This is a genomic window from Corallincola luteus, assembly GCF_004336975.1.
Taxonomy (GTDB): domain Bacteria; phylum Pseudomonadota; class Gammaproteobacteria; order Enterobacterales; family Neiellaceae; genus Corallincola; species Corallincola holothuriorum.
This window is the reverse complement of record NZ_SJXE01000006.1, coordinates 121,842-147,004: the sequence shown is the minus strand read 5'-3', so window position 1 is coordinate 147,004 and position 25,163 is coordinate 121,842. Positions and strand designations below refer to the sequence as shown.

General features: G+C 48.9%; 22 protein-coding genes. 11 read left to right on the top strand and 11 right to left on the bottom strand.

What is annotated here, in order from left to right; translation table 11 throughout:
- The first annotated feature begins 27 nt into the window (after positions 1-27).
- Positions 28-1,944 (top strand): hypothetical protein, encoded by a 1,917-nt coding sequence (locus EZV61_RS13015; RefSeq protein WP_131416135.1) that lies wholly within the window; start codon positions 28-30, stop codon positions 1,942-1,944.
- 92 nt (positions 1,945-2,036) lie between these two features.
- On the opposite strand, the gene EZV61_RS13010 is transcribed toward EZV61_RS13015, so the two are convergent.
- Positions 2,037-2,918, bottom strand: coding sequence for a transporter substrate-binding domain-containing protein (locus tag EZV61_RS13010; RefSeq protein ID WP_114339286.1), 882 nt, complete (start codon positions 2,916-2,918; stop codon positions 2,037-2,039).
- A 257-nt stretch (positions 2,919-3,175) separates the two neighbouring features.
- Between EZV61_RS13010 and EZV61_RS13005 the strand changes: the two genes are divergently transcribed.
- The 3 genes from EZV61_RS13005 to EZV61_RS12995 all read left to right on the top strand — a co-directional run bounded on the left by EZV61_RS13005 (position 3,176) and on the right by EZV61_RS12995 (position 4,713).
- Entirely contained in the window at positions 3,176-3,877 is a 702-nt protein-coding gene (locus tag EZV61_RS13005; protein WP_114339287.1) for a pseudouridine synthase, read from the top strand.
- A 64-nt stretch (positions 3,878-3,941) separates the two neighbouring features.
- Positions 3,942-4,190, top strand: a complete 249-nt coding sequence (locus EZV61_RS13000; protein WP_114339288.1) for a DUF2960 family protein — start codon at positions 3,942-3,944, stop codon at positions 4,188-4,190.
- A gap of 145 nt (positions 4,191-4,335) precedes the next feature.
- Entirely contained in the window at positions 4,336-4,713 is a 378-nt protein-coding gene (locus EZV61_RS12995; protein ID WP_130567840.1) for a hypothetical protein, read from the top strand.
- Between the two features lie 85 nt (positions 4,714-4,798).
- On the opposite strand, the gene EZV61_RS12990 is transcribed toward EZV61_RS12995, so the two are convergent.
- From EZV61_RS12990 to EZV61_RS19665, 5 genes are all read right to left on the bottom strand, one after another.
- Entirely contained in the window at positions 4,799-5,311 is a 513-nt protein-coding gene (locus EZV61_RS12990; protein WP_114339290.1) for a MarR family winged helix-turn-helix transcriptional regulator, read from the bottom strand.
- 184 nt (positions 5,312-5,495) lie between these two features.
- Positions 5,496-6,743: a glutamate-5-semialdehyde dehydrogenase gene (locus EZV61_RS12985; protein ID WP_114339291.1), complete on the bottom strand. Its 1,248-nt coding sequence runs from the start codon at positions 6,741-6,743 to the stop codon at positions 5,496-5,498.
- Entirely contained in the window at positions 6,740-7,846 is a 1,107-nt protein-coding gene (gene proB / locus EZV61_RS12980) for a glutamate 5-kinase (RefSeq protein ID WP_130567839.1), read from the bottom strand. Before proB ends, EZV61_RS12985 begins: the two co-directional genes overlap by 4 nt.
- Before the next feature lie 30 nt (positions 7,847-7,876).
- Entirely contained in the window at positions 7,877-9,373 is a 1,497-nt protein-coding gene (gene putP, locus EZV61_RS12975) for a sodium/proline symporter PutP (protein ID WP_131416133.1), read from the bottom strand.
- A 543-nt stretch (positions 9,374-9,916) separates the two neighbouring features.
- Positions 9,917-11,002, bottom strand: coding sequence for a bifunctional transcriptional activator/DNA repair enzyme AdaA (locus tag EZV61_RS19665; protein ID WP_131416131.1), 1,086 nt, complete (start codon positions 11,000-11,002; stop codon positions 9,917-9,919).
- A gap of 138 nt (positions 11,003-11,140) precedes the next feature.
- Here EZV61_RS19665 and EZV61_RS12965 point away from each other — a divergent pair, with 138 nt between their 5' ends.
- The 3 genes from EZV61_RS12965 (at position 11,141) to EZV61_RS12955 (ending at position 13,462) form a co-directional block, all read left to right on the top strand.
- Positions 11,141-11,908: a PepSY domain-containing protein gene (locus tag EZV61_RS12965; RefSeq protein ID WP_131416129.1), complete on the top strand. Its 768-nt coding sequence runs from the start codon at positions 11,141-11,143 to the stop codon at positions 11,906-11,908.
- Positions 11,909-12,036: 128 nt separating this feature from the next.
- A complete protein-coding gene (locus EZV61_RS12960) occupies positions 12,037-13,191 on the top strand; it encodes a GGDEF domain-containing protein (protein WP_131416127.1) in 1,155 nt (384 codons plus the stop codon).
- Between the two features lies 1 nt (position 13,192).
- The gene (locus EZV61_RS12955) at positions 13,193-13,462 is read left to right on the top strand and encodes a YihD family protein (protein WP_114339296.1); all 270 of its coding nucleotides are present in this window, start codon (positions 13,193-13,195) and stop codon (positions 13,460-13,462) included.
- On the opposite strand, the gene EZV61_RS12950 is transcribed toward EZV61_RS12955, so the two are convergent.
- The 5 genes from EZV61_RS12950 to ilvC all read right to left on the bottom strand — a co-directional run bounded on the left by EZV61_RS12950 (position 13,452) and on the right by ilvC (position 21,264).
- The gene (locus EZV61_RS12950; RefSeq protein WP_131416125.1) at positions 13,452-15,455 is read right to left on the bottom strand and encodes a sensor domain-containing diguanylate cyclase; all 2,004 of its coding nucleotides are present in this window, start codon (positions 15,453-15,455) and stop codon (positions 13,452-13,454) included. The genes EZV61_RS12955 and EZV61_RS12950 overlap by 11 nt on opposite strands.
- Positions 15,456-15,565: 110 nt before the next feature.
- A complete protein-coding gene (locus tag EZV61_RS12945) occupies positions 15,566-16,462 on the bottom strand; it encodes a LysR family transcriptional regulator (RefSeq protein ID WP_165569606.1) in 897 nt (298 codons plus the stop codon).
- Positions 16,463-16,625: 163 nt separating this feature from the next.
- The gene (locus tag EZV61_RS12940) at positions 16,626-18,623 is read right to left on the bottom strand and encodes a sensor domain-containing diguanylate cyclase (protein ID WP_131416121.1); all 1,998 of its coding nucleotides are present in this window, start codon (positions 18,621-18,623) and stop codon (positions 16,626-16,628) included.
- A 96-nt stretch (positions 18,624-18,719) separates the two neighbouring features.
- A complete protein-coding gene (locus tag EZV61_RS12935) occupies positions 18,720-19,634 on the bottom strand; it encodes a LysR family transcriptional regulator (RefSeq protein ID WP_131416119.1) in 915 nt (304 codons plus the stop codon).
- A 139-nt stretch (positions 19,635-19,773) separates the two neighbouring features.
- Positions 19,774-21,264 carry a ketol-acid reductoisomerase gene (gene ilvC / locus EZV61_RS12930; protein WP_114339299.1) on the bottom strand — a complete coding sequence of 497 codons (1,491 nt, stop codon included), beginning with the start codon at positions 21,262-21,264 and terminating at the stop codon, positions 19,774-19,776.
- A 127-nt stretch (positions 21,265-21,391) separates the two neighbouring features.
- Between ilvC and ilvY the strand changes: the two genes are divergently transcribed.
- From ilvY to EZV61_RS12910, 4 genes are all read left to right on the top strand, one after another.
- A complete protein-coding gene (gene ilvY / locus EZV61_RS12925; protein WP_114339300.1) occupies positions 21,392-22,270 on the top strand; it encodes an HTH-type transcriptional activator IlvY in 879 nt (292 codons plus the stop codon).
- A 272-nt stretch (positions 22,271-22,542) separates the two neighbouring features.
- Entirely contained in the window at positions 22,543-23,745 is a 1,203-nt protein-coding gene (locus EZV61_RS12920; protein ID WP_131416117.1) for a porin, read from the top strand.
- 76 nt (positions 23,746-23,821) lie between these two features.
- Entirely contained in the window at positions 23,822-24,388 is a 567-nt protein-coding gene (locus EZV61_RS12915; RefSeq protein ID WP_131416115.1) for an FMN-binding protein, read from the top strand.
- A complete protein-coding gene (locus tag EZV61_RS12910; protein WP_131416113.1) occupies positions 24,381-25,115 on the top strand; it encodes a PepSY-associated TM helix domain-containing protein in 735 nt (244 codons plus the stop codon). The genes EZV61_RS12915 and EZV61_RS12910 overlap by 8 nt, the downstream gene beginning before the upstream one ends.
- The last annotated feature ends 48 nt before the right edge of the window (positions 25,116-25,163 follow it).

The window sequence follows — 25,163 nt, the reverse complement described above, 5'->3', positions numbered from 1 at the left end:
TTTTTAGCCGTTTGAGGAGTTGTCGTAGTGGCCTATGATTTTGGCAGTCTTAAATTAGGGATAAAAAACCCGTTTAAACAGGAAGGGATTATCAGCACCCTCGCTGGTATCGCGATCGTTGGTATTGGCCTTGGACCGCTGTTAAGTGTGGCGGGTGTGATCCAAGAAGATCGCACCCGTGCTTGGTTGTATGCTGGGCTCGGTTTGTTCCTGTTAGTGGTAGGCTTGCGTCGCGCCGGTCGTGGCTTGTTTCAGCTATTTCGTTTCTTCGTAGGGCGCTCGGTGCCAACCTCTTTGGCGTATAACTGTAATCCCAGTGAGCAAGATAACGCCAAAGCAGAACACCGATTTACCGCTTATGATGCTAAACAGCTCGAATCGATGTTGATGGGGCGTAAAAACACCACATTCACTGAGCCGCAAGGTTGGTTATCGCGGCTTCTACATAGCTTGATCCCCAGTCTGATCACCACGCCCTATCCGTTGCGTAATTTGGCGCAGGAGTTGTTTGGTGTGCTGAGTGTCACCTTTACCGCCATTATTGCTTTTGCTGTGGCGTCTTTTGTATGTGCCACTGGATTAGCGGGTCCCGTTGGCGATCTGATCATGCCGCTGATGTCGGTTTTGCTGCTGGTTTATATGACGTTTGTATGGCGTGCGACCGGTTCGCGTTTGCAAAGTAACCAGATGGGGCGTTTGCAGGCAAAGGGGGCTGGTGGTCTGGCGCGTCTGCTTGGCTTCTCTATTTTGTTGCCGATCATTATTGGTTACGGCTATCAGCAATTGAACCTTGATTCCGAGCAGGCCGTGCAAGTTAGCCAGCTGTTTGAATTAGTGACGTTCAATGCTTGGCCGAATCTAAGTTATTTGGGGTTGATGGTGATCGTGGTGTTAGCTGCCACTGTGGTGCTGTTTATTGAGCGATTGAAGCTGTCTAATCCGACCACCGAAGTCAGTGAATACCGTGATAACTTGCAGGAGTCTATCCACCCGAATGAGATCTTTATAAACACTGAATCCATTGTGTTAGCTAACCGTCGGTACAACGAGATCCCTAATCGTACCTACCGAGCATTTGATCCGGCGCTGAATGATCAAAGTGAAGGTAAAGGCTCCTTTGGTGGTGAACTACTAATTGAAACCCAGCCTGCTTATCGCGAGCTGGAGCATTCTCCCTTATTTAAGTTGTGCCGGAGTGCCGCCACTTTGGTAGGACAGATATTGTTGGTGGTGGGGGTGGCGACGTTTGCCTCTGTCATCATGAATGGTTATGACGTCTATCTGCTGGCCGATTCAGTGTTCTTAAATCAGTTGGTGCCTGCACTGCAAGGTGTCCGGGATGAAACCTTAGCACTAGAAGTTGCAGCGCCGATCCTGACGCCGGTAGCCGATCAGATATCTGGTTTGATCACCTTGCTGTTTATCAGTCTGGCATCTACCGCTGCTGGACACATTCTGTCCCGTGGTGCCAACCTGTTCTGGGCTGAGATGCATTGGGACAGCTTGTTGATGTGGATGAAAATGGAAGGCACATACACTGAATCAAAAGTGTCTACAGGTATGTCTATTCACGACTCTACACGTTCTGAAAATGTGGTCGTACGTAGTTCAATAACACCGTGGATCATTAGTTCAAGGGTGCGTACTACTTGCTTTGCCACCAGCGGCAACTACAACCTTGAACTGCCTCGTTATATTCTCGAAATGCAGAAAAATGATGGGGAGCTGGCGGGGATAGTCGATGAAATTAAGTCGTTCTTACGTGGCCGTGAGAGTATTGCATCGATTACCAACGAGAATGATCTGGCCAACGCCAAGAATATTTATGATGTGAATCAGGCGAGCCGCACTCCGCTCGGCGCGCCGCAACAAAATGGCCAACTTAACATCGAAGAACAGGCTGCGCATCAACAGCGTCAGGAAGCGATAGAGCAAACTGATTAGCCGACAAACGGCAGTGTGTTAATTAGTTAAAGGCCTCGAGAGAGGCCTTTTTAGTTGGTGACGAGCAGGAAATTAGTGCCGTCTGGGGATACTTATTTCGCAGCAGGTTTAAGTGCTGGTGGGTTCGGTAGTTGCTGCATCCATGCTGAGCTCTTCAGCCATTTTGCTTGCATCAGTGTCAACATGCCGCTCTTTTCAATGGTATTGAAAAAATTGGTTATCAGATTGGCGAACTGTGGATCATTTTTGTTGATGGCAATCCCTAGTGGTTCTAGATTGAACGGTGGCTCTAAGGTCATCAGGTTGTCTTCTGGGAACATCAGTTGCGCCATCACACAAACTGGCATATCCGCTACCATGCCATCCGCCTCACCGTTGCGCAGCTTCTCCACCCCTTCGAGGTAATGATCTACTTCTATCAGCGTCGATTTTTTTAGTTTATTGCCAACGAAGTCAGCACTGGTAGAGCCTTTCAGTGCTACTACGCGATATTTCGCTTCGTTAATGTCATGGGGCTTGGCTAATTTTTCCAGCGTCGCTTTGGTGGTCAGAAGTGACTTACCGGATAGCAGGTAAGGGCCAACAAAATTGAAATTCTTGCTTCTTTCGAGAGTCACCGCCATACCTGAGATCACCATATCTACTTCGCCTTTTTCCAGGGCGGGTAGCAGTTCTGCAAATGGCTTGCGCACGATGGTTAATTTTACGCCCATCCCTTGGGCCAGGGTGCGAGCCAGATCTACATCCAGCCCCATGGCGACACCGTCTTTACTGATCACGTTAAATGGTGGTTGCTCTGCGGTCATACCGACGCGGATGATCTGATCCGCAATAATGCGGTCAATTGCTGATGCTGCTACGGATGTGGTGGTTTGTGCAGGGGCGCTTGTGTCGGCGGTGGTGCTGGCGCAGCTGACAATGAATGCCAGAACAATACCGATAGGTAAGATACGTTTAACGAGTTTACTCATCATGGTGTGGCTTCCTTTGCAAAGATTAGTACTGATGGTTTTAGTTGTAGCTTTGTTATCAACCTCTAAGTGTAGGAGATGATTGGAAAAACAGTGTCAGAATAAGAGTTTTATCTGTGTTACCGCCGTTGCAGTCGTCTTAGCCTAATAACGCGAGGCTCGCGGCGGCTGGGGTTTCTTTCGTGTTAGGTTTGGTATCTGTGCCAGATCGGCGATAATGGCTCTATCACTCCATTGTTGTGTCCAGATAGCCGTTTACTATGCGCCTAGATAAATACCTAAGTACTTATGCTGATTTAACCCGGTCACAGGCGAAACGCGCCCTCCATGCTGGCGAGGTGACCTGTAACGGTGAGCCTATTCGTAACCCCGGTTTTAAAGTGTCTGCGGATGATCATATCTCATTGGATGGCATGCCTCTTGATCCTGCGGGTGAGCGTTATCTTATGTTGCATAAAGCCGAGCAGACCGTGTGTTCCCATGTCGATGATGGTCATATGTCGATTTTTTCCCTGATGGAGATCACCCGTCCGGATAAGCTGCATGTGGCTGGGCGTCTGGACGCTGATACCACAGGTTTGGTTTTGATCACCGATGATGGCCAGTGGTCCCATGCCATCACCTCCCCTAAACGAGCGTGTCAAAAACGTTATCGAGTGTGGCTGGCTGAAGCGCTGACCGAGCAAGCTTGTCTGCAGCTGCAACAAGGGGTGATGCTGCATGGTGAAGAGCATCCAACCAGGCCCGCTGTGGTTGAGAAAGTGGCAGAAAGTGAATGTTTGCTGACCATCAGCGAAGGTAAATACCATCAGGTGAAACGCATGATGGCGGCGGTGGGTAACAAAGTGGTGGCGCTGCATCGCGAGCAGATTGGGGCGATTGAATTGGATGAGGAGTTGGAACCGGGTGAGTGGCGTTATCTGACTCCTGAAGAGGTTGCCTCGGTCGAGAAACGTTCGTGAATAAGACGAGCCTAATTATCTTTTTGACAGAACGCCCCTATTTCGGCTCGATGGAGATACGCTGATGGCACGACAGGTTAAATACAAGTTCAAGAAGCAGAGTAAGGTGATCCCGTTTGCTTTTGATAAGTTTAACGACCCCCATGAAGCGGTAGCCGCTGCGGAAGGGATCGATATCAGCGCTTTTCTGGCAATGGAGCAGCAGGTTGCAGCAACCACCAAGGAGAAATCAGCGATCAAAGATTTCCGGATAAAGAGCTTTGCCAAGTGGGGCATCACTGATGTTGGTTTTGTGCGTGATGAGGAAAGCTAACAGTTCACAATCGAATTAAGAACAGATGGTAAACAGTAACCAATACTTTGGTTACTGTTTAAGTCTTTCAGATCTAAGCATCCCGCTTTGTTCACGCCGGATTGAACTAGTCTTAGAGGTAACTCAGCTAATCAGAGAGTGAGTTATGCCCATAGGCTCTGTATATGCCGCCGCGAGTTATCCGGTGTCGAATGTGACTGCCTCAACAACATCGGCCACACTCAACACAAATCAACCGCAGCCACCTCAGAATGACTTGCAACAACGGCAACAGATCCAACAGGCATCGGACATAGCAGCCGACCAACGCGTATCGGGAGATCCCGAAACATCCTCTGCGCTGATACAGTCGCAGGACACACAGGCGTCCGGCCTTGCTACAACCGACAACTCAAATTCTGGTGAAGCGGAGTCGATTGATGAAGCAGACTCTTATGACGTTTCCGACAGTCGACGAGCGGCAGGCGCCGCCCTGAATGAAGCGAATGTGGCGGCTCAGCCACGGATTGATCTCTTTGTCTGACTTTGTTATTTCAACCATTTAACGCCAAAGAAAGGTCACCTCGGTGGCCTTTCCTCTTTCTATGGGGGCTTTAGCGGGTGTGACGCTAGAGTGTGGTTTTGTCCGTCAAATGAGCTAACGTCGGTGCAGGGCGGTCGATGTCACCAATATCTAACACTGGCGCTGCATCGATATCTTCGGCATCCATCATGGTGGCTAAGCGCTGTAATGATGACAGGATCATGCTTTGCTCCCAGCTTTCCAGCTGTTTGAACTGACGAACAAAGCTCTCTTGCAGTGGCGCCGGTGCTGAAGCTATTTTTTCGTGTCCTTTTTCACTCAGGCTGACCATCACTTTGCGCCGATCATCCTCTGAGCGCTTTCGTGTTATCAGCTGTTTGGCCTCAAGTCGGTCCAGAATGCTGGTGATAGTGGCTTGACTTAAGTTTATCTCTTTGGCGATCTCGCGACTGATCATCGCCTGTTTGTTTTTCAGTGCTTGCAGCACCAATAACTGTGGCGATGTTAAACCTGAGGTCTTATTTAGGTATCTGGAGTGCAGATCGGTCGCACGCATTAGCCGTCGTAAAGAGGTCAGTACTTGTTCGTAGTTTTCCATGGTGTGACAGATACCCCAGTCATAATTGGCCGATTATATGCGCTGATCTTTTACTGCGATAGCTGCGATTAAGTGACATGACTTATTAAATCGATCTAATGCGTTTTCGTATGTATGAATGGCGCCAGCTATGTTGCTAACGCCATCTAACACAAGCTTCAAATAGAGTGAGCAGAGCGCCGACTTAGGTGCGGATCTGTCCGCTACCGTTGACCAGAAACTTCTCGGTGGTCAATGAATCAAGCCCCATCGGCCCATATGCATGAAGTTTGGTCGTGGCGATACCAATCTCTGCGCCTAATCCCAGTTCGCCGCCATCAGAGAATCGTGAACTGGCATTGACCATCACCACCGAAGCGTCAACTTGTTGTTGGAACGCTTTCGCAGCTTCTGGTGACTGGGTGCATATCACTTCAGTATGTTTACTGCCGAAACGGTCAATATGTTCGATAGCTTGATTAAGGTTATCGACGATCTTTATCGCGATTTCGAGACGGAGGTACTCTTCACCGAACTCATCATCTGCTAACACATTTGCTTGCTCGAAGTAGGCGGCGGCGCGCGCGCAGCTATTCACTGTGACACCCAATTCTTTCAGTGTGTTGGCAACCAAAGGGAGAAACTTCTCGGCAATAGACTCATCTACCAGCAAGCATTCCAGGGCGTTACAGACACCTGGACGTTGCACTTTACCGTTGAGGAGAAGTTCCAGTGCTTGTGCCGGCTCCGCTGATTCGTCAACGTAGAGGTGGCACACCCCTTTAAAGTGCTGGATCACGGGGACTTTACTGTGCTCTGTAACGAAATTAATTAGGCCTTCGCCGCCGCGCGGGATCACTACGTCGATAGTGTCACGCTGTTGGAGCAGTTCCAGCATGATCTGGCGATCGGTATCAGGAACCACAATAACTGCTTCTTTCGGCAAACCAAACTCCACAAGCACATCTCTCATGATGTTAGCGATGGCCAGGCTGGTTTGCAGTGCTTCTTTACCGCCACGCAGAATAATGGCGTTACCAGATTTCAAGCACAGCGCTGCCGCGTCAGCCGTGACGTTGGGTCGCGCTTCAAAAATCATACAGATCACGCCGAGTGGCACGCGTACTTTGTCGACACTGATGCCACTAGGTTGCTTGCCCAGATGGCGCTTTTGGCCAACGGGGTCGGGTAAGGCGGCTACTTGACGTAGTCCATCGACCATTGCGTCGACACGTTCTGCTGACAGTGTCAGGCGGTCGATAAAGGCATCATCGTAGTCACCGTTTTGGGCATTGCCGACTTCGATGCCATTGGTAGTAATGATGGCATTTTGATGCTGGTGGATCGCGTCAGCCATCGCCAGAAGAATGCTGTTTTTCTGTTCTGTTGTTAGTAGTGCAATAGCTTTGGCGGCTTTGGCAGCTTGGGCTGCGAGAAGAGTAGCGATGCTCATTGGGTCTCCAGAATGGCAAAGTGATGATTGGAAATAATGGGAGTCTTATCGACCGTTAGCGCAAGCAGCGCGTCTCCAGATGATTCACGGGTGATTAAACTAAGAACACAGCTACTGTGCTGGGTGGTGGCTTTGGCGAGCTTTGTGCCATTCTTCGCCCGGATCAGAATGGTATCACCACTGGAGAAGTCGCCTATCACATCCAATATATCGGTGTGCTTTAACTCTTTTCCGCCCGCTAGCAAACGTGACTCAGTACTATCACAGACAATGATTTCACCCTGCGCCTGTGACGTGTGGGTCATCCAGTGACGTCCATCCTGCAGTGGCGTCTCATGGGGCAAAAAGACGGTGCCAGGATTGCGCCCGTTCTGCAGATCATACATCGCTTGCTCAGAGGAGCCATTGACGATGTAAGTACGAACACCACTGGCGGTGGCTTTCTCTGCCGCTTCCAGCTTGGTGCGCATACCACCGGTGCCGACATCAGTATTTGAATCTCCCGCCATCGCCAGCACGGTATCATCGATTTTTTCGACCTGCTCTATCTTCTCTGCATCAGCATGCAACTGCGGGTTTTTGTTGTACAGACCGTCAATATCAGAGCAAATAATCAGTGCATCAGCAGACACGGCGGAAGCGATCATGGCCGCGAGATTATCATTGTCACCCACCTTGAAGGCGTCTGTGGTAACCGCGTCATTTTCGTTTACGACCGGCAAGATATCATTGTCCAGTAGCTCAAACGCTGTCTCTTTGATGCTGCGATAACGCTCTCTGTCTTGCAGATCGTTTTGGGTTAATAGCAGTTGGGCTGTTGGAAAATCAAACAGTCGTTGCCACGCAGCCATCATCGCCATCTGACCGGTCGCGGCCATGGCTTTTTTCAGTGCTGGAGCGGCATTTGCTGTGCTCTTGAATGATTCTGCACCCGCCGCGACAGAGCCGGAGGAGACCAGTACCACCTGACAGCCATTTAGCCGGCAATGGACGATAAACTTGGCAATCGATAGCAGATAACGTGAGCTGCAACCCTTGCGCGTTGGCGCGATAAGGGCACTTCCCACTTTAATGACGACTCGTTGCCATGGTAACTCTGACAAAATAGATCCTTATTCGTTTAAACGATATGGTTATCGAGCGAGAGCAAGTTCTTGTTGAACTTGATCGAAAGTTTTAAGTACTTGCTCATTCGGTTGCGCGCTCAGTCGGCTGACGACGATGATAGAGAGTGTGGCAACAATGAACCCAGGCACGATTTCGTAAACCAGGCTGCTTAATGTGGCACCGTCAGCAAGGAGCGGCACATGGCTCCATAACAGTACAGTGACGGCGCCGGAAATAATGCCGGCAATAGCACCGTGGTAGGTCATCTTTGGCCAAAACAGGCTTAACAGCACTAAGGGGCCAAAGGCTGCGCCAAATCCTGCCCAGGCATTACTGACCAGATTAAGGATGGAGTTTGTGCTGTCCATAGCAAGCAGTGTTGCCACTATTGCAACGATAGCGACACAAGCGCGCCCCATCAGTACAGCTTGCTTTTGGCTCATCTCCTTTTTTGTCAGCGCGACAAAAATATCTTCGGTCAATGAGCTTGACGAAACCAACAGCTGCGATGAGATCGTACTCATGATCGCGGCAAGAATGGCCGCCATCAAAAATCCACTGATGTAGGGGTGGAACAGGATCTCGGAGAAAACAATGAATATGGTTTCGGGATCATCTAGCTGCAAGTTGAACTTACTGACATAGGCGACACCGATAAGCCCTGTGGCCACGGCGCCCACGATGGTCACCAGCATCCAGCTCATCCCTATATTCCGCGCCGTTGATATCTCAGACACAGAGCGGATCGCCATAAAGCGGACGATAATGTGGGGTTGTCCAAAGTAGCCAAGGCCCCAAGCAAGACTTGATATCACACCCAATACGGTGACTTGCGTCAGCATGCTGCTGAAATCAGGGATGGTATTTGCTGTCTCGCTTAATACCTCTGCGCCGCTATTGAAATACTGGTAAGCAACGACAGGCACCAGCACCAGAGCGATAAACATGATACAGCCCTGAACAAAGTCAGTCAGGCTGACAGCAAGAAAGCCACCCAGCAGTGTGTAGGCCACAACAACGCCCACGGTGATGATAATGCCTAGAGAGTAATCCAAGCCTAAAGTCGCTTGAAACAGTTTGCCTCCTGCGACCAAGCCCGACGAAGTGTAGAGAGTAAAAAACAGAATAATGACGATACCGCTGGTGATCTGCAGGGCGCTGTGTTTGCGGCCAAAACGCTCACCAAAAAATTGCGGCAGCGTCAGCGCATCGTTAGCAGCTTGGGTGTATACCCGTAATCGTGGTGCTACTAGTTGGTAGTTAGCCCAAGCGCCGAGTACCAGGCCGAACGCGATCCATAGGGTTTCATAACCCATGACAAACATGGCTCCGGGTAAGCCCATTAACATCCAACCGCTCATATCGGAAGCGCCGGCAGAGAGCGCTGTGACCTGTGGGCTGACCTTACGTCCACCCAACATGTATTCAGACAGATCGCTGGTGGACTTACGATAGGCAAACAAACCTATCAACAGCATGGCGATGAAATACACGGCCAAAGCGATGGCTTTCTCGAAAGACATTAAGAAACCTTATTTATTAGAGTTCGAACCAATTTCTGTGTGGCGAGAGAGGGCGGCGGGAATAATGCAGACACCAATAATTAGCCAAAAACAAACATTTTCAAGCGTTTGTTGGCCTATCTTGTTTATGTAAGCCTTGATTGATAAGACTTTGCGACTGCTCATTTAATACCTTTTAGTGATTAGTTTAGTAAATGTATGTGTACTAATCATTGTCAAGGTTAAACAATGAGCGAAGTAGTTTCAACAGTTTAATTTCTTATGAAAAACAGGGGTTGTTGGTAAACTGTTGAAACGTAAGGCTTAAGTGGGTTTGTGTGGTTGCTTTTTAAAACGGGCTTTATTAAATGCTAGCTGCATTGTGGCCGTTTGACAGTTCAAAACAGCGTCATAATGAATAAGTTCAGTGCACTTTTCCCTCTTGATTAAGGAAAAAGTGCTTTGTATTCGATTGAATCTCTGTGATCTGTTCGGCGCTATTTATATATCCTCGCTAAAATTACGCTGTGGTGCTTTTGTTGCGTAGCAACGAGGGGCAATGGCTTAGGCCATTTCCGCCAGTAACACACCTTCTAAATTCAATAAAAAACGCTTGCGTGGTAATCCGCCGCCATACCCTGTTAGTGCGCCATTGGCACCGATCACTCGGTGGCAAGGTACCAAAATAGCCAGCATGTTATCGCCGTTGGCCTTCGCTACTGCGCGGGTGGCTGTCGGTTGACCTATGGCCTGTGCCTGTTCGTTGTAGCTCCGTGTCGTACCACAGGGAATGGTCATCAATTGCTGCCACACGCGTTGTTGAAAAGGTGTCCCGTTCATCACCAGTGGCAGATCAAACTGCTTACGTTGCCCTTTGAAATATTCATCCAGTTGCTGCTTTAACGGGCAAAATAGTGGGTGATCACCGGGGGCAAATACGCCGTTCATTCGTTTGGTTAAGCGTTTTAGTTGGGTGGCCAGCATCCAGCGGTCTACGAACTCCAACAGACAGATCCCCTGCTCTGTTGTGCCAGCCAGTAACGGACCTATGACCGTAGGGATCCTAGTTAGGGTGATCAGGGTTTTGTCACCGGTTTTTGTCGGTGGTAGGTCAAACTGCTTTTTAAACGCCTGCTGAAACCCGCTGAGCGACTCATAACCCAAAGAGAATGCTGTATCGATTACTGATTGGGTATCAGTGTTATCGTAACTGAGTTGACCCAAGGCTTGTCCCATTTTGGTGGCTCGTTGGTAGGCCTGAAAGCTCATCTTGTGGTGTTTTTGAAACCAGCGCCGCACTCGCTCTGGCGATATCCCCATCTGCTTTAGATCGAAATCTTTGAAGCGGATGTCGGGCTGTTGGTGAAGTCGTTCCAACAGTGGTTTTAACCATTCCGGTGGACTGTCTGCAGGGGCTAATGGTCGGCAAATTTTGCATGGGCGAAAACCACTGTTGGCGGCCAGGGCTGCATCGGCAAAGAAAGCGATATTCTCCCGCTTGGGTGTTTTGGCTCGACAACCAGGGCGACAAAATATCCCTGTGGTTTTAACACCAATAAGAAACTGACCCTCATAGCGTGTATCACGATCACAGATCGCCTGATACATCTCATCTTCAGACAGTGTGAGTTCATTTAACGGCTGGTTCATGGTGAGATGCTCGTTTGGGCTGCGGTTTGATACAGGCACTGTAGCCGATCCTATGTTTAGCCAACACCGAAAAATCGACAACTAATTTGGCACGCCATTTATCTGTAAAAATAGGCTTGGATTTAGCGGCTGGTTGGGATGCGTATTCGATCGATGGTGATGCTAAAAACGGAGGCACATAAGGTGCGGGCGAAAACCAAATCTTTGATTCGGAAAATCCATAAATGGCTTGGTTTAGTATTGGGTTTGCAGTTATTGCTGTGGATTTTAGGTGGCTTGTATATGAGCGCCATGCCTATCGATACTGTGCGGGGACGAGATCTTGCCCGTTCATCGGCGGCAATCGCGGTGCCTGACACACTGTTCCATGTGGAACAATTACTAGAAAATCATTCACTTCTATTAGGTGATCTTAAATTGCTGCAACTGCGCCCCTGGCTTGACCGGTGGGTATATGAGTGGGCAGATCAGAACGGCGTTAAACTATTTGATGCATCTACTGGTGGGCTATTGTCGCCGCTTAGTGATGGGTTGGTTCGTGATGTCGCTAATCAAGACTATACGGGCGCAGGCCGGATTGTCAGCGCCAACCTTCTTACTGAACTGCCTTGGGAAGTGGCAAGCAGAGGTCAGCCGCTATGGCAGGTTAAGTTTGATGATAGTCGTGGGACGCACCTTTATATCGATCCGGATAGTGGTAAGGTGGTTGCCCGTCGTAATACCCAGTGGCGCATTTTTGATATTTTGTGGCGGGCACACATCATGGACTATACGGAGGGAGAAGATTTTAATAATCCGCTGCTCATCGTGTTTGCTGCTACGGCATTGATTTTTACCTGCTCGGGCCTCTGCCTACTGTGCCTCTCTATCAAGTGGCGCCGCCGTCGAATGCACTCCGCACTGTAATGCGAATTAATATCTAACTCGCTTCACGAATGTTCACCTAATAACAAAAACCCGTAGGGCGAGCAGCTACACTATGTTGGATATGAACATTCTGACTAAGCGCTAAGCTTGTCTCCACGGAGTTGATCATGGCAGACAACCAGCAGCGTGTTGCACTAGAAAAAGTGCGTCAGCTGTATCTGTATTATCGCTATTCGATGCCTGTGAACGTGGCTATCGCCCTGACTTGGGGAGCGGTACTGTATGGCTACGTGCCGGATCAGCAACTACTGGCTTGGAACTCATTGGTTATAGGTGTGGTAGCCGCGCGTATGCTGCATAGTCGGCGCCGTACCTTACAGGGGTTCACCTTGCCTGCTCGCCGACTCGAATGGGAGTTTTCAATCGGCTCAGCTTTGATGGGTTCTCTTTGGGGGGCTGCATCGTGGCAGTTTCTACCTGCGTTACCCGGTTTTTACCAAGCCTTTTTAGTGATCACCGCTTATGGCTTGGTTAGTGGTGGCTTCGTTTCTATGATCACCTCGCGCCTCTCTTTCAACCTGTTTGCTTGGACGACGATTCTGCCACCATTAGCTGTGCTGGCTGGTGGTAATTTGGAGATGCAACTGCCCGCATTTGGATTGGTGCTGTTTGCGGGCTTCTTTATCTTTTCCACCTACCCGCGGATGGCGCGCCATGTTGAGATGGGCATTCGTAGCAATATCAAAAATGAATTGTTGGTGGAGGACCTCCGTTGTGCCAATGAGAAGATCACAGCGATGTCTTTACAGGATGCATTAACCGGCATCAGTAACCGCAGAGCCTTAGATCAGCATTTGGATGAGCACTGGCGTCTTGCGGCACGGCATAAAGATCATATTGGTTTGATCATGATAGATGTCGACAAATTCAAAGACTATAACGATGAATTAGGACATCTTGCCGGAGATGAATGTTTGCAAATAGTGGCGCAAGCCATTGCTAGCTTTAGTCGTCGTCCGGCTGATATGGCTGCACGTTATGGTGGCGAGGAGTTTGTTTTGCTACTGCCCGACACTGAGCAAAGTGGTGCTGAGTTGTTGGCTGAAGAGGTTCGCGCGCATATCGAACAACTTGCCTTGTCTCACCCCACGGTCGCTGGTGGCGTAGTGACGGTCAGCTGTGGTGTTGCCGTGACCGAGGTGTCATCAGATATTTCTTACGATGTTTTAATTAAAGCCGCTGATAATGCACTGTACAGCGCAAAGAATAAGGGCCGAAATAGGGTAGAATTAGCACCAGAATTGATAAAATCTGGAGAGTGAGATGAACGATCACCGCATTTCTGAGCTACTAGAGTTGCTAGAACCTTATTGGAAAAAACAGGGGCAACTGAATCTGACCGAACTACTGGCGCAGATTGCCGCTGCCGCCGGGCACACATCGGGTCTGGAAACCCTGACTGATGACGTTGTCTTCTATCATCTGAAGATGGCTCTGTCTGATAAAGACGCGATGATCCCTGGCATTGCCAAGGACTGTGAAGATGACTTTAAAACCGCCATCCTCAAAGCCCGTGGTGTGATTAAAGAGTGACAGTACTAACCCCGCCTATGAGGTTAGTTGTGTTATCAACCCGCTGACAGTCATCAGACATCACCCTGTTTCGACCTAGTGCTTTAGCCTGATACAGGGCGATATCTGCCCGTCGATAAAGCTCTGTCTCTGGCATGTTGGCTTGATAAGCTACAACGCCGATACTCATGGTCACTTTCGGGACTATGTTGGTGTGCTCAATCTCGTTGCGTAACCGTTCGGCGACAGAAATTGCCGCCGAGATCTCGGTGTGTGGCATCAGCACGGCAAACTCCTCACCCCCCAAGCGGGCAAAGAAATCTGTTTCACGTAGCAATGGATGGATATGGGAAACAACCGTCTTGAGTACTTCATCGCCCACATCATGGCCATGGGTATCATTAACGGCTTTGAAATGGTCGAGATCGAGGATGGCCAAGCAAAACTGATTGTTGGCGTAGCGATCCGCTATTCGGCTTAATCGGTTTAACTCTTCATCAAATCGGCGACGGTTATAAGCACCTGTTAACGCATCGGTGTTAGATAGTTTAACCAGTTGGCTTTCTAATCTTTTTTGTTTGGTGATGTCGATAAAATTAGCCACATAGTAGTCGACGTTTTGTTGACCCTTTCCGTTATGGATCGCGCTGGCCTCAAGCCAGATATTCAGTGTTCTGCCATCTGCGCAGACACAACGCATCTCCCCTTGCCAGCGCCCATGGTTGGCAATAATGCTCTTTACGGACCCTTGGAATTCTTCAAATGATTGGTTTATAGCTTCAAACATCTCCGGCACTTTCTTAACGATGTCACCGCTTTGATAGCCGGTGAGTTGTTCAAATGCTCGGTTAACGCCTACCAAACGGTTATTCTGATCGGTGATGATGACGGAAGACATGCTACTGATGGCCGATAACATCAGCTTTTGGGTTTTGAATCGGGTCAGCCAGCGCTGTAACCACAGTGAAGCCACAATACTGATGGACAAGATCAGCGCGAGGCGAAGTAGCCATGAGCTATTGGCTGTGCTGATTGCTTCATGGGTAGCCAATTGAATGTCGTTGTCTCGGATATGCGTCAGAATAAGCAGGCGTTGGGTGGAGTGAGGCATTAAGCGTTGGCGCAAGTTGAAGTTCACCCAGCGATAGGTCAGGTAACCCTTGTCTAGGCGAAGCACACCTTCACTATCTGCTTGCATCTTCTGCCATGTGTTGTTGTCGCTCAGCGCTAAGCTAAATTTTTGTCGTGAAGGGAGGACGTGACCGTAAGCATGTGCCGGATCTTCACTGCGGATATAGTGGCCATCATTGGTCATCACTTCGATGGATAACTGATTAACCCTCTCCTGTTCATCAATTAAACTCATTACCTCTGACATATCCAGATTGAACAGCACATAGCCTAAACGTTGACCATCAATGGTTAATGGGGTGATCACCCTACCCGCCTGTTTCAGGGGACGTACAATCTGACCAAATTCTGATTCTACATCGAAGGCGATCACCGCCACTTCACTAGGTTTAAGGTTTTTTGCTTCCAGCATATAAGGGCGGTTGCCTTTATATTGAAGCTTGTTGGCAACGGTGGCCTCGCCAGATTCTGCGTTGTAGTTGATCCGGATCTTTTCCATTCCCTGGGGGTCGATGAAACGTATCTGTGTATACAGGCCAGAGTTTTGTGACAACAAAATCCATTGTTGCTCTACGATTTGGCGCATCTCCGCTGAGTGAGTTTGGGCATAGTGCTTTAGTGGTGAGTTCTCAGCGAGTAAGCGGATGCTGTCTTCAATATGTTGGAACTTCTGCTGCAGGATCTTTTCCAGCAACAATTGTCCTTTGAGCGCAGCTTGTTTGGCGACGGTTGTGCGTTCAGATATCAGGCTCTGTTTATGCCAATGGTAGTTATAGTAAGACGCCACCGACAGAATGATTAAAAAGCCCAGCAGCAGAGGCCAAAGGTAGGGCGTGAGCTTTTTACACTGTGTGGTTAACAGCAGGTCGTGGTTATTTTTCATGATAGCTCAAGTGCTTTATTGGCTTAGCAAGGAGCGGCGATTTTACGCGCAGCGAGTTGCTTGAAAAATAGCCGTTTAGGTATACTGCTATTCAGTAATTGAATACCTTGCTATCGGTATGAAGAAAAGAAGCTCATCAGAGCATCAATAAACACCCGCTCTTTTGGTGGTTGATACTGCCTGCCACGATAGATGACATAAATGGTTCGTATGGTGCTGAAGTCGTGCTGGAATACTTTCACCAATTTGCCCGAAGTGACTTCGGCTTTGACTTGGGGCTCAGCTAACCAAATCACACCACGGCCATTGAGCGCAGCAAGTACGGCCAGGTTGCCTGTATCAACGGTAATGGAGCCTGTGACGTCTAGTGGGAAGCTCTTATCATCTTCGATGTAAAACCATGACTCGGGCTTACCGGGGGCAAATAGAATGCGTATACAAGGGACACCAATAAGTTCTCTTGGATGGTTAAACGGCCCATATTTCTCGATAAACGCGGGTGTCGCATAATAGTCTCTGGCAACTTTACAAACCGGGCGCGCCACCAGTTGTTCGTCTTTGGGAAGTGAGAGATGTAATCGCAGATCCACGTTAAGGGGGGCATCCCCCTCTCTTAGCGTAATGGTGTTTATACCCAATGATATGTCTGGATAGTCAGCGGCGAACTGATGCTCAAACTCGCCTAAAAACATCATTGCTATACCAGGGAGTGTTTCTATCTCAAGGTGACCACTGGGGCGACTGCGGCTGCCTTCTGCAAACTGTGCGGCATCTTTGTGTGCGGATTGGATCCGTTTTGCATGATCGAGAAAAGCGCGGCCAAACTCGGTGAGCTGAATATGACGCGCCTTACGGTCGAACAAACGTAGTCCTAACTCATCCTCTAGTTGTTTTATTTGCCGACTGACGGTGGGCTGTGGCACATGATGTTTATCTGATACTGCAGTGAAGCTGCCAAGTTCGGCAACGGCGAGAAAAAATTGGATCTGTTCAAGACGAAACGACATCGAAGACCACATTTGTGAGACGTTGAGTTCAGTTTAGTTGAGCTGCTCATCTATTCAAAATTTGAGTGGTAGTTAGTTCGTCTTGATGGCTGATGGCATGGACGTAACCATTGTTTTTGTAGGCCATGATCTGCCGATCACAGCCCACAATACCGGTGCTCGTTTACATGCCAATATCAAAGCTTGGTGATGGTAGCTTGGATCTCTTCTTCGCTGCTGTTATGTCTTCGAATCTGACGCGATTTCGGCCCAATGCTTTTGCTTGGTAAAGCGCTTTATCGGCGCGCTCGTATAGCTCATTGGCAGAAAGCTTTGCCTGGTAGTTGGCGATACCGATGCTGACGGTGATTTGCGGGTCTAATGTCAGTTGCGTTGTGGATAGGCGCAGGCGCTCACACACTGAAGTCGCCTCTTGGATCGAAGTAAAGGGCATAATAATTGCGAACTCTTCACCCCCTATGCGGGCAAAAATATCTTGTTCCCGTAGTTGTGAAGTTATCAATTTCGCAAAACTTTTTAATACGTTATCGCCGGTGGTATGTCCGTATACATCGTTGACCTGTTTAAAGTAATCCAAATCAAGCAGCGCGAGACAAAACGATGCGCTTGGATAACGACGCGCTGTTTTTTCCAGCTGTGTTAGCGTCACATCGAATTGTCTGCGATTGCTTATTCCGGTTAGAGGATCTTGGGTGCTCAAAGAGACTAATTCCTGTTCCCGCTTTGTTCGCTCGGTGATATCGACAAAGCTGGCGACATAGTATTTTGTGTATTTACTGCGTAACCTAATTGCGCTCACCTCCATCCATAAGCTAGAAATGCTTTGGTCAGGAAGCTTGCAGCTGACTTCTCCGTGCCAAAAGCCATTCTCTGTTAAGGCGTTGTTTATGGCCTCTTCAAGTTTTGCACGGCTCAGCCCTTCAACAAACAGCATGCTTGGCTTATACCCACAGATATCATCGACGTTATACCCGGTCATGCCTTCAAAAGCGTGATTAACCCCGATAACTTTGCCCTTGGTATCCATCAGCATGACGGATGACATTTGGCACATCGCTGTCAGCATTAACTTTTGAACTTTGTACTGCGTCAGTAGATATCGCATTACAAATGCCAACATTAGGCTGGTGATAAAAATGAATATGCCACGGCCTATCCACGCCTGATTTATCGTCAGTATTTGTGCTTGTGTTGCCGCAAGAATGTCTGCTTCACTGATGCGAGACAGCAGCAGTATTTGATCCGAATCGGGGCTGAGTATGCGTGTATCAGTACCGAGTTGGACCCACCTAAACGCGAATAAGTCGCCATCTATCTCTTCTATCCCTAGCTGATGTTGGCTGACTGTTCGCCATAACGTTGGGTGGGATTGGTTCAGGTTGTACTTGTTTCGTTCACTGATCATATGACCGTATTGATGGCTTGGTTCTTTTGAGCGGATGAAATGTCCGCTTTCAGCGACCACTTCCAGTGGGATCTTTAGCGTGTTTAGTTGTGCGTCAAACAGACTTGCGATGGTGTCCATTTTTAAGTTGAGTACAACATAGCCTTTGCGCTCACCAGAGATCACGACGGGGCTGAGTGTTCTCCCCATCAACCGATACGGAGCGCGTATTTGATTGTTTTGTTTTTCCAAGTCAAAAACGATAAGGGCCGTTTCATCTTCGTTTACGTTATTAGCCAACATCATGAAGTTATGTTGGCTTTTATTGATCAGTTCATTGGCTGGTTGAGCCTGGTTTATTTCTGAGTCGTAATCGATGCGAATTTTCTCATAGCCATCTATATCGACAAGTTTTAGGTGCCGATAGTTGCCTGATGCCTGTGCTAGCAGTGCCCACTGCTTTTCAACATAGAACTTGTTTTCAAGGGTTGGATTTTCTATGTATTCAATCAGTTTGTCGCTTTTTGCTAGTAACCGAACACTGTCTTCAATGTGTTGAAAGCTGTTAACTAATACCTGCTCGGTAAACGCAAGTTTGCTTGTCATCGATTCTTCCAATGAATGTTTATGTTGTTCCGTAATACTGGCGCGCTGGTAAAGGTAGTTGTATCCAGAAACGCTTGAAAGCAGCACCAGAATGACAATCAAAATGGGCCAAAAATAGGGCGCGAGTATCCTTTGTAGGGTTGGCTGCAAGGGATCTTTAGTAAAGGGCATTGAATAGGTTCCTAAGATTGGTGCTGGATGAAAAGCGCGCAATTATAGGGGGTGAGTGATGGCTAAAAAATGATCACCTACAAATGTATACATTCACTATTTGGATTGATTGTATGGTGTATCACGATCGAACTGAGCCAAAAGGCTGGCAATAAAAACCCTCTCTTTGGGGGGCTGGTAATGATTACTACGATAGATAAGGTACACCGGGTGGGTATAGGTAAACTGCTGTTTAAACAGAGGGACCAGTTCTCCGCGTTCAAGATTTTCTGCAATAAGTATGGGAGGTGCCCAAATAACCCCTCTGTTGTTTATTGCTGCTGAAATGGCTAGATAGCCGATGTCGACGGTCAGAATAGGTTGAATGTCTAATGTCTGGATCCGGTTGTGCTCTAGATACATCCACTGTTCAGGCGACTCTGTATCTGCACAAATTTGAATGCAGGGGACGCACTGCAATTGAGAGGGGTGGCTAAAAGGGCCATACCTGGCGATGAAATCAGGCGTGGCATAAAAATCTCTTTCAATGTCGATAAACGTTCGGGCTATCAAGTTCTCCTCTTTAGGTTTTTGCATATGAATGCGTATATCTCCTTGCAGTGGCTTATCTCCATCACTGCTTCTTAACGAGCGAAATGACAGCTTAATTTCGGGATATTGCTGCGCAAATTTTTCGTCGAAGTGGCGTAGTAGAATTTCACAGATACCGGGAACCGCTTCAATCACCAGATTGCCGGATGGCGTTGAGCTGCAACCTTCGGCAAACATCAGAGCGTCGTTGTTGGCTGCATAGATCCTGTTGGCATAGTGTAAAAAGCCATGGCCAAATTCGTTGAGTGTGACTTTGCGTTTGCCGCGGTCAAACAGGTGGATACCGAGCGTGTCTTCTAATTGCTTTATATGTCTGCTGACGGTGGGTTGAGGCAGATTTAGCTTGTCGCCAGCAGCGGCAAAACTGCCTAACTCGACAACGGCGAGGAATAGCTTAATTTGTTCCAGGCGAAGTGACATGGGTTGAGCATACGCTTGTTGAGGGATATCAACAGCATAGTTCAGTCGGTCGACTAATTCATTTTGTGAATTTTAGATAAAAGAAAGCTCGGGGATCACCCGAGCTTTTAAAAAGGCTTTTGGCCCATCTCCAGGGTGGTTACTTAGATGAAGCATCCACAATTTGTTGCATGTCGGTCATATAACCGCGTAGCTCCTGACCGATCCACTCCACAGGGTGGTTTTGGATAGCGTCATTCACTTCATTTAAGCGAACGTTATCAACGCTGGTGGAGGTCAGAGAAAGTCCTTTACCGATCACGTCAGTACCGATGTTAGGCATGAACTTCTCGCGCAGCAGTGGTACCGCCACATGAGAGAACAGGTAACAACCGTATTCAGCCGTGTCTGAGATCACTACATTCATTTCGTAAAGACGCTTACGAGCAATGGTATTAGCGATCAGTGGTGTTTCGTGCAGTGACTCGTAGTAAGCCGACTCTTCGATGATGCCAGCAGCGGTCATTGCTTCGAAGGCCAGTTCAACACCGGCTTTCACCATGGCAACCAACATGATGCCGTGGTCGAAGTATTCTTGTTCGTCGATAGCTACATCGCTAACCGGTGCATTTTCAAAACCAGTTTCACCGGTTTCTGCACGCCATTTCAGCAAGTTGGCATCGTCGTTGGCCCAATCTTCCATCATGGTGCGAGAGAATTCGCCAGTGATGATGTCATCCATGTGCTTTTCAAACAGTGGGCGCATCAACTCTTTCAACTCTTCAGCCATGTCGAAAGCTTTCAGTTTGGCTGGGTTGCTCAGGCGATCCATCATCAGGGTGATGCCACCGATCTTCAGTGCTTCAGTCACGGTTTCCCAACCGTACTGGATCAACTTAGCGGCGTAGCCAGCGTCGATACCGTCAGCCAGCATCTTCTCATAACCGAGGATGGCACCGGTTTGCAGCATGCCGCAAAGAATGGTCTGTTCACCCATCAGGTCAGATTTAACTTCAGCGACGAAAGAAGACTCAAGTACACCTGCGCGGTCACCGCCAGTCGCTGATGCCCATGCCTTGGCAATGGCTTCGCCTTCACCGTTAGGGTCATTCTCTGGGTGAACGGCCATCAGGGTTGGTACACCGAAGCCACGCTTATACTCTTCACGTACTTCTGAACCCGGGCACTTAGGTGCAACCATCACAACGGTGAGGTCTTTACGTACTTCCATACCCTCTTCAACGATGTTGAAGCCGTGGCTGTAACCCAGTGTGGCACCCGCTTTCATCAACGGCATTACAGTATTAACAACGTTGCTGTGCTGCTTGTCAGGAGTCAGGTTACATACCAGATCCGCTGTTGGGATAAGCTCTTCGTAGGTACCGACGGTGAAACCATTTTCTGACGCGTTTTTCCATGATTGACGTTTTTCTGCAATCGCAGCGCCACGCAGTGCGTAGCTAACGTCTAAACCGGAATCGCGCATGTTCAAACCCTGGTTTAGGCCCTGTGCACCACAGCCGACGATGACGATTTTTTTGCCTTTCAGGTATTCGCAACCATCGGCGAATTCTGAGCGGTCCATAAAGCGACATTTGCCCAATTGAGCAAGCTGCTGACGCAGGTTAAGGGTATTGAAGTAGTTAGCCATTGCTTGGATCCTGTTCTTTCTTTGGGTCACGGATACGTGACCAATTTTGACGCAGTCATAGTAGGCCAAGCTTTCTATTTCTTAAACTGATATATTTGCAATAGTGTATTTCACAAAGTGAAACGTTATGGATATTCGCTCGCTGCGCCTGTTTAGCCATTTGGCGCGGTCACTGCATTTTGGCCGCACCAGTGAAAGTTTGCATGTCAGTGCCCCTACCCTAAGCCGTGTCATACAAAGGTTGGAAGAGGAGGTGGGTGAGCCACTGTTGATGCGAGATAACCGCACAGTGGCGCTGACACCGGCCGGAGAAAGTTACCTGCGTTTTGCTGAACGCGTGTTGGATGATTGGCAGCAGTTGTCACAAGAGTTGAGTGTCGATAGCTCCGCGTTGACCGGACGTATCAGTTTGTATTGTACCGTCACGGCGGCATACAGCTATCTGCGGCAGCTATTGGTGCCGTTTCGTCAGCGTTATCCGCAGATTGATATCGATCTGCAGACGGGGGATGCTGCCTTCGCGGTGGAAAAGGTCCGCGAGGGGGAAGCGGATCTGGCGATCACCGGTATTCCCGATAAACTGCCCACCCACGTGATTGTGCATATGCTGGCCGATGCGCCACTGGTACTGATAGCGCCCACCCTGAGTTGTCCGGTGCGTACCGCCGTTCTGCAGGATCCAATTGACTGGGCGCAGTTGCCAATTATTTTGGCTGAGCGCGGCTTAAGCCGAGAGCGGCTATTAGGCTGGCTGAAGCGCAAACAGGTAAAACCCAATATTCATTCAGAAGTGTCTGGCCATGAAGCGATTGTGTCTATGGTGGCGCTGGGCTTTGGCGTGGGTGTGGTGCCAGCCCCTGTGTTAGCCCATAGCCCGCTGCGGGAAGAGGTGGTGGAGTTGCCTGTTACCCCAACTTTTGAACCATTCCGGGTCGGCCTTTGTGCCGATGACCGACGCCTGAAAGATCCCCGTTTAGCTGCCTTCTGGCGGCTAGCGGTGGGGTAACAGGGCCATGTAGAAGCTCTCTGCATGGCTCTTTTATATGACGCATACCCTTTAAAGCACTTTTTCAGTACGTTGCCTAATCAGTGAAACTTATTTCATCTACCTGAATAAACGCCACTTTTTTAATCCTTTTGCTGTCGCTATAACCCAAGTTGGTTTTGTAGATCTTGATCTGAATCATATTGCGAGTGATAACAATTCCTATTTACATTTGTTTCTGGATAGCGATAATACCCCTATAAATATTGCAAATTTGTTATAGGGATCTTGTTATGAAGTTACGCGCACTCTCTTTAGCTGTCGCGCTGGCGGCTTCTGGCCAAACGTTTGCTACTGAAACTGATACCAAAGCGCAGTTAGATACGCTTAGCAAACAGCTGGAAGCACTGCAGGCTAAAATTAAACAGCTGGAAACTGCCAACGAAGAGCAGGAAGAAGCGATTGAAGCGACAGCTGAAGCGGTTGAAAAGACCAGCGGCCTGGCTGAGATTGTGAATAAGGTTCATATCGGCGGCTATGGTGAACTGCACTATAACAACCTGGACGGCAGTGGCGGCGCATCAGACAAAGATGAAATTGATTTTCATCGCTTTGTACTGATGTTTGGTTATGACTTTACTGACGACATCCGTTTCTTCTCTGAATTGGAGCTGGAACACGCGCTGTCTGGTGACGACAAGCCTGGGGAAGTGGAGCTGGAGCAGGCCTACATTGATTTTGATATCAACGACTCCGTAACCGCCCGTGGTGGTTTGTTCCTGCTGCCTATCGGTATTCTCAATGAAACTCACGAGCCAGCGACTTTCTATGGGGTTGAGCGTAACCCGGTAGAGAAAAACATTATTCCTACCACGTGGTGGGAATCAGGCGGTGGTATCTATGGTGAAGTCGCGGAGGGTGTTCGCTATGATCTGTATATGCACTCGGGTCTGAAAACATCTGCGGAAAAGAGCTACAACATCCGTAGCGGCCGCCAAAAAAGCGCCAATGCAGATGCCGATGATTTCGCGTATACCGCAGCGATACGTTACACCGCTATTCCTGGTCTGGAGTTAGGTGGATCATTCCAGTATCAGGGCGATATGACCCAGAGTGAAGACCCTGAAGCAGGCAGTGCCTTTATGTTAGAAGGCCATGCGGCTTATCAGAAAGGTCAATTTGGCTTGCGTGCATTAGCTGCTTATTGGGATTTGGATGGTGATGGCCCGGCAGATATGGGTGCTGATGAACAGTTTGGTTTCTTTGTTGAGCCAAGCTGGCGTTTCAACGAAGAGTTCGGAATCTTCGCTCGCTACAACTTCTGGGATAACCAGGCTGGTGAGAGCAGCATTGAAAGTGAGAAGAAGCAGTACGATCTGGGTGTGAACTACTGGCCTCACGCACAAGTAGTGCTGAAAGCCGACTACCAGATCCAAGACAATGAAAATGGTAAAGAACAGGATGGTTTCAACCTGGGTATTGGCTACCATTTCTAATTTAACGCGATAAGCGTTTATAGTTAGGCGACCCGTTCATTGAACGTGTCGCCTTTTTTCGTTTTATCAGGTGGTTATGAGAAGACTTAAATTACTTATCATTGGTCTGTTTTTTTCGGCGATCGCCCTTCCTGCTCAGGCAAAGGAGGAGATCTATAAAACGGCAGATCAGTTTCTGGCGGAAGCCTTTGATGGTGACGTACCCAAGACCAAAGTACTTTGGTTAAAGCGCGATGTTAAAGCGCTAAGCAAAGAGATATTGGACCATGCCTATCCTGCTTTGAGGATCCGCTACTGGATGCGTGATGACCAGTCAGTATGGATATTGGAAGAGATAGGTAAAGAACGCCCTATCACTATGGGTATGGTGGTGAAAGGCGATGAGATCAGATACAGCGAAATTCTGGCTTATCGAGAAAGCCGAGGTTGGGAAGTTCGTTATCCGCAGTTTATGGCGCAATACGCTGGGGCGACGTTAACTGAAGAGAAAAAGCTCGACCGCCACATTGATGGCATTACCGGAGCGACACTCTCGGTCCAAGCGGTTACTCGTATTGCTCGGTTGGCCTTAGTTTTCCACCATCATGTTATGCCGAATACAACATTAGCTGAATCCAAAGTCAGCGGGGATAGTAATGGCTAGGGTGTTAAGGGCGCTGCACTGGTGGCACCGCAAGCTTGGGTTGGCTGCGGCATTGTTTATCTTTTTGCTTAGTTTGACCGGTATCGCACTAAATCATACTGATGGCCTTAAACTGAGCCAGCAACATCTGGATTGGCCATGGCTACTGCGCTGGTATGGTATTGAGTCACCGCAGCCGCAAGCTTATCCCGTGGCGGGCGACTGGCTTATTGTCCAAGGACAGCAGCTTTACCTTAATGATCAACCATTGATGGCCGTGGATGGTGACGTGGTTGGTGCGCTTGTCTGGCAGACGATGCTGCTGGTAGCTACCGACAAGCAGTTGTTGCTGCTTACCGAAGAGGGCGAGTTGGCGGAAAAGGTTAGCGCCGAGTTAGGTTGGCCTCAAGGTGTGACGGCAATGGGGCTGGATGAACAGCAGGTGCCGACTATTCGAATAGAGCGGCAGCTTGCGCAAGCGGATGAAGATTTGCTTGCGTGGCACCCGGTGACGCAGGCTGAGGTGAGCTGGAGCTCGCCTGCAGCGATCCCCGCGGATTTAGCGCAGGCGTTACCCGCGCACGGGGCCGTTGATTTAGAGCGTGTATTGCTAGATCTGCACAGCGGACGTATCGTCGGCGTCTCAGGTCCTTGGTTGATGGATATGGCTGCGGTAGCGATGATGTTGTTAGCTGCATCAGGTATATGGATGTGGGCAAAGCGCAGGCGGGGTAATCGGCGGCGCTGAGTCGTTGCGATGCTGACGGCAAATAGAAGATATTGCTTAGCTTGATTA

Excerpts from the sequence above, each read along its gene's own strand:
- EZV61_RS13000 (WP_114339288.1), top strand. The coding sequence starts at position 3,942 with ATGGCACGACAGGTTAAATACAAGTTCAAGAAGCAGAGTAAGGTGATC.
- EZV61_RS12985 (WP_114339291.1), bottom strand. The coding sequence starts at position 6,743 with ATGAGCATCGCTACTCTTCTCGCAGCCCAAGCTGCCAAAGCCGCCAAA.
- EZV61_RS13010 (WP_114339286.1), bottom strand. The coding sequence starts at position 2,918 with ATGATGAGTAAACTCGTTAAACGTATCTTACCTATCGGTATTGTTCTG.
- EZV61_RS12920 (WP_131416117.1), top strand. The coding sequence starts at position 22,543 with ATGAAGTTACGCGCACTCTCTTTAGCTGTCGCGCTGGCGGCTTCTGGC.
- ilvY (WP_114339300.1), top strand. The coding sequence starts at position 21,392 with ATGGATATTCGCTCGCTGCGCCTGTTTAGCCATTTGGCGCGGTCACTG.
- EZV61_RS12990 (WP_114339290.1), bottom strand. The coding sequence starts at position 5,311 with ATGGAAAACTACGAACAAGTACTGACCTCTTTACGACGGCTAATGCGT.
- ilvC (WP_114339299.1), bottom strand. The coding sequence starts at position 21,264 with ATGGCTAACTACTTCAATACCCTTAACCTGCGTCAGCAGCTTGCTCAA.
- EZV61_RS12915 (WP_131416115.1), top strand. The coding sequence starts at position 23,822 with ATGAGAAGACTTAAATTACTTATCATTGGTCTGTTTTTTTCGGCGATC.
- EZV61_RS12945 (WP_165569606.1), bottom strand. The coding sequence starts at position 16,462 with ATGTCGTTTCGTCTTGAACAGATCCAATTTTTTCTCGCCGTTGCCGAA.
- EZV61_RS12995 (WP_130567840.1), top strand. The coding sequence starts at position 4,336 with ATGCCCATAGGCTCTGTATATGCCGCCGCGAGTTATCCGGTGTCGAAT.
- putP (WP_131416133.1), bottom strand. The coding sequence starts at position 9,373 with ATGTCTTTCGAGAAAGCCATCGCTTTGGCCGTGTATTTCATCGCCATG.
- EZV61_RS12935 (WP_131416119.1), bottom strand. The coding sequence starts at position 19,634 with ATGTCACTTCGCCTGGAACAAATTAAGCTATTCCTCGCCGTTGTCGAG.
- EZV61_RS12955 (WP_114339296.1), top strand. The coding sequence starts at position 13,193 with ATGAACGATCACCGCATTTCTGAGCTACTAGAGTTGCTAGAACCTTAT.
- EZV61_RS12940 (WP_131416121.1), bottom strand. The coding sequence starts at position 18,623 with ATGCCCTTTACTAAAGATCCCTTGCAGCCAACCCTACAAAGGATACTC.
- EZV61_RS19665 (WP_131416131.1), bottom strand. The coding sequence starts at position 11,002 with ATGAACCAGCCGTTAAATGAACTCACACTGTCTGAAGATGAGATGTAT.
- EZV61_RS12960 (WP_131416127.1), top strand. The coding sequence starts at position 12,037 with ATGGCAGACAACCAGCAGCGTGTTGCACTAGAAAAAGTGCGTCAGCTG.
- EZV61_RS13005 (WP_114339287.1), top strand. The coding sequence starts at position 3,176 with ATGCGCCTAGATAAATACCTAAGTACTTATGCTGATTTAACCCGGTCA.
- EZV61_RS12950 (WP_131416125.1), bottom strand. The coding sequence starts at position 15,455 with ATGAAAAATAACCACGACCTGCTGTTAACCACACAGTGTAAAAAGCTC.
- EZV61_RS12910 (WP_131416113.1), top strand. The coding sequence starts at position 24,381 with ATGGCTAGGGTGTTAAGGGCGCTGCACTGGTGGCACCGCAAGCTTGGG.
- EZV61_RS12965 (WP_131416129.1), top strand. The coding sequence starts at position 11,141 with ATGCGTATTCGATCGATGGTGATGCTAAAAACGGAGGCACATAAGGTG.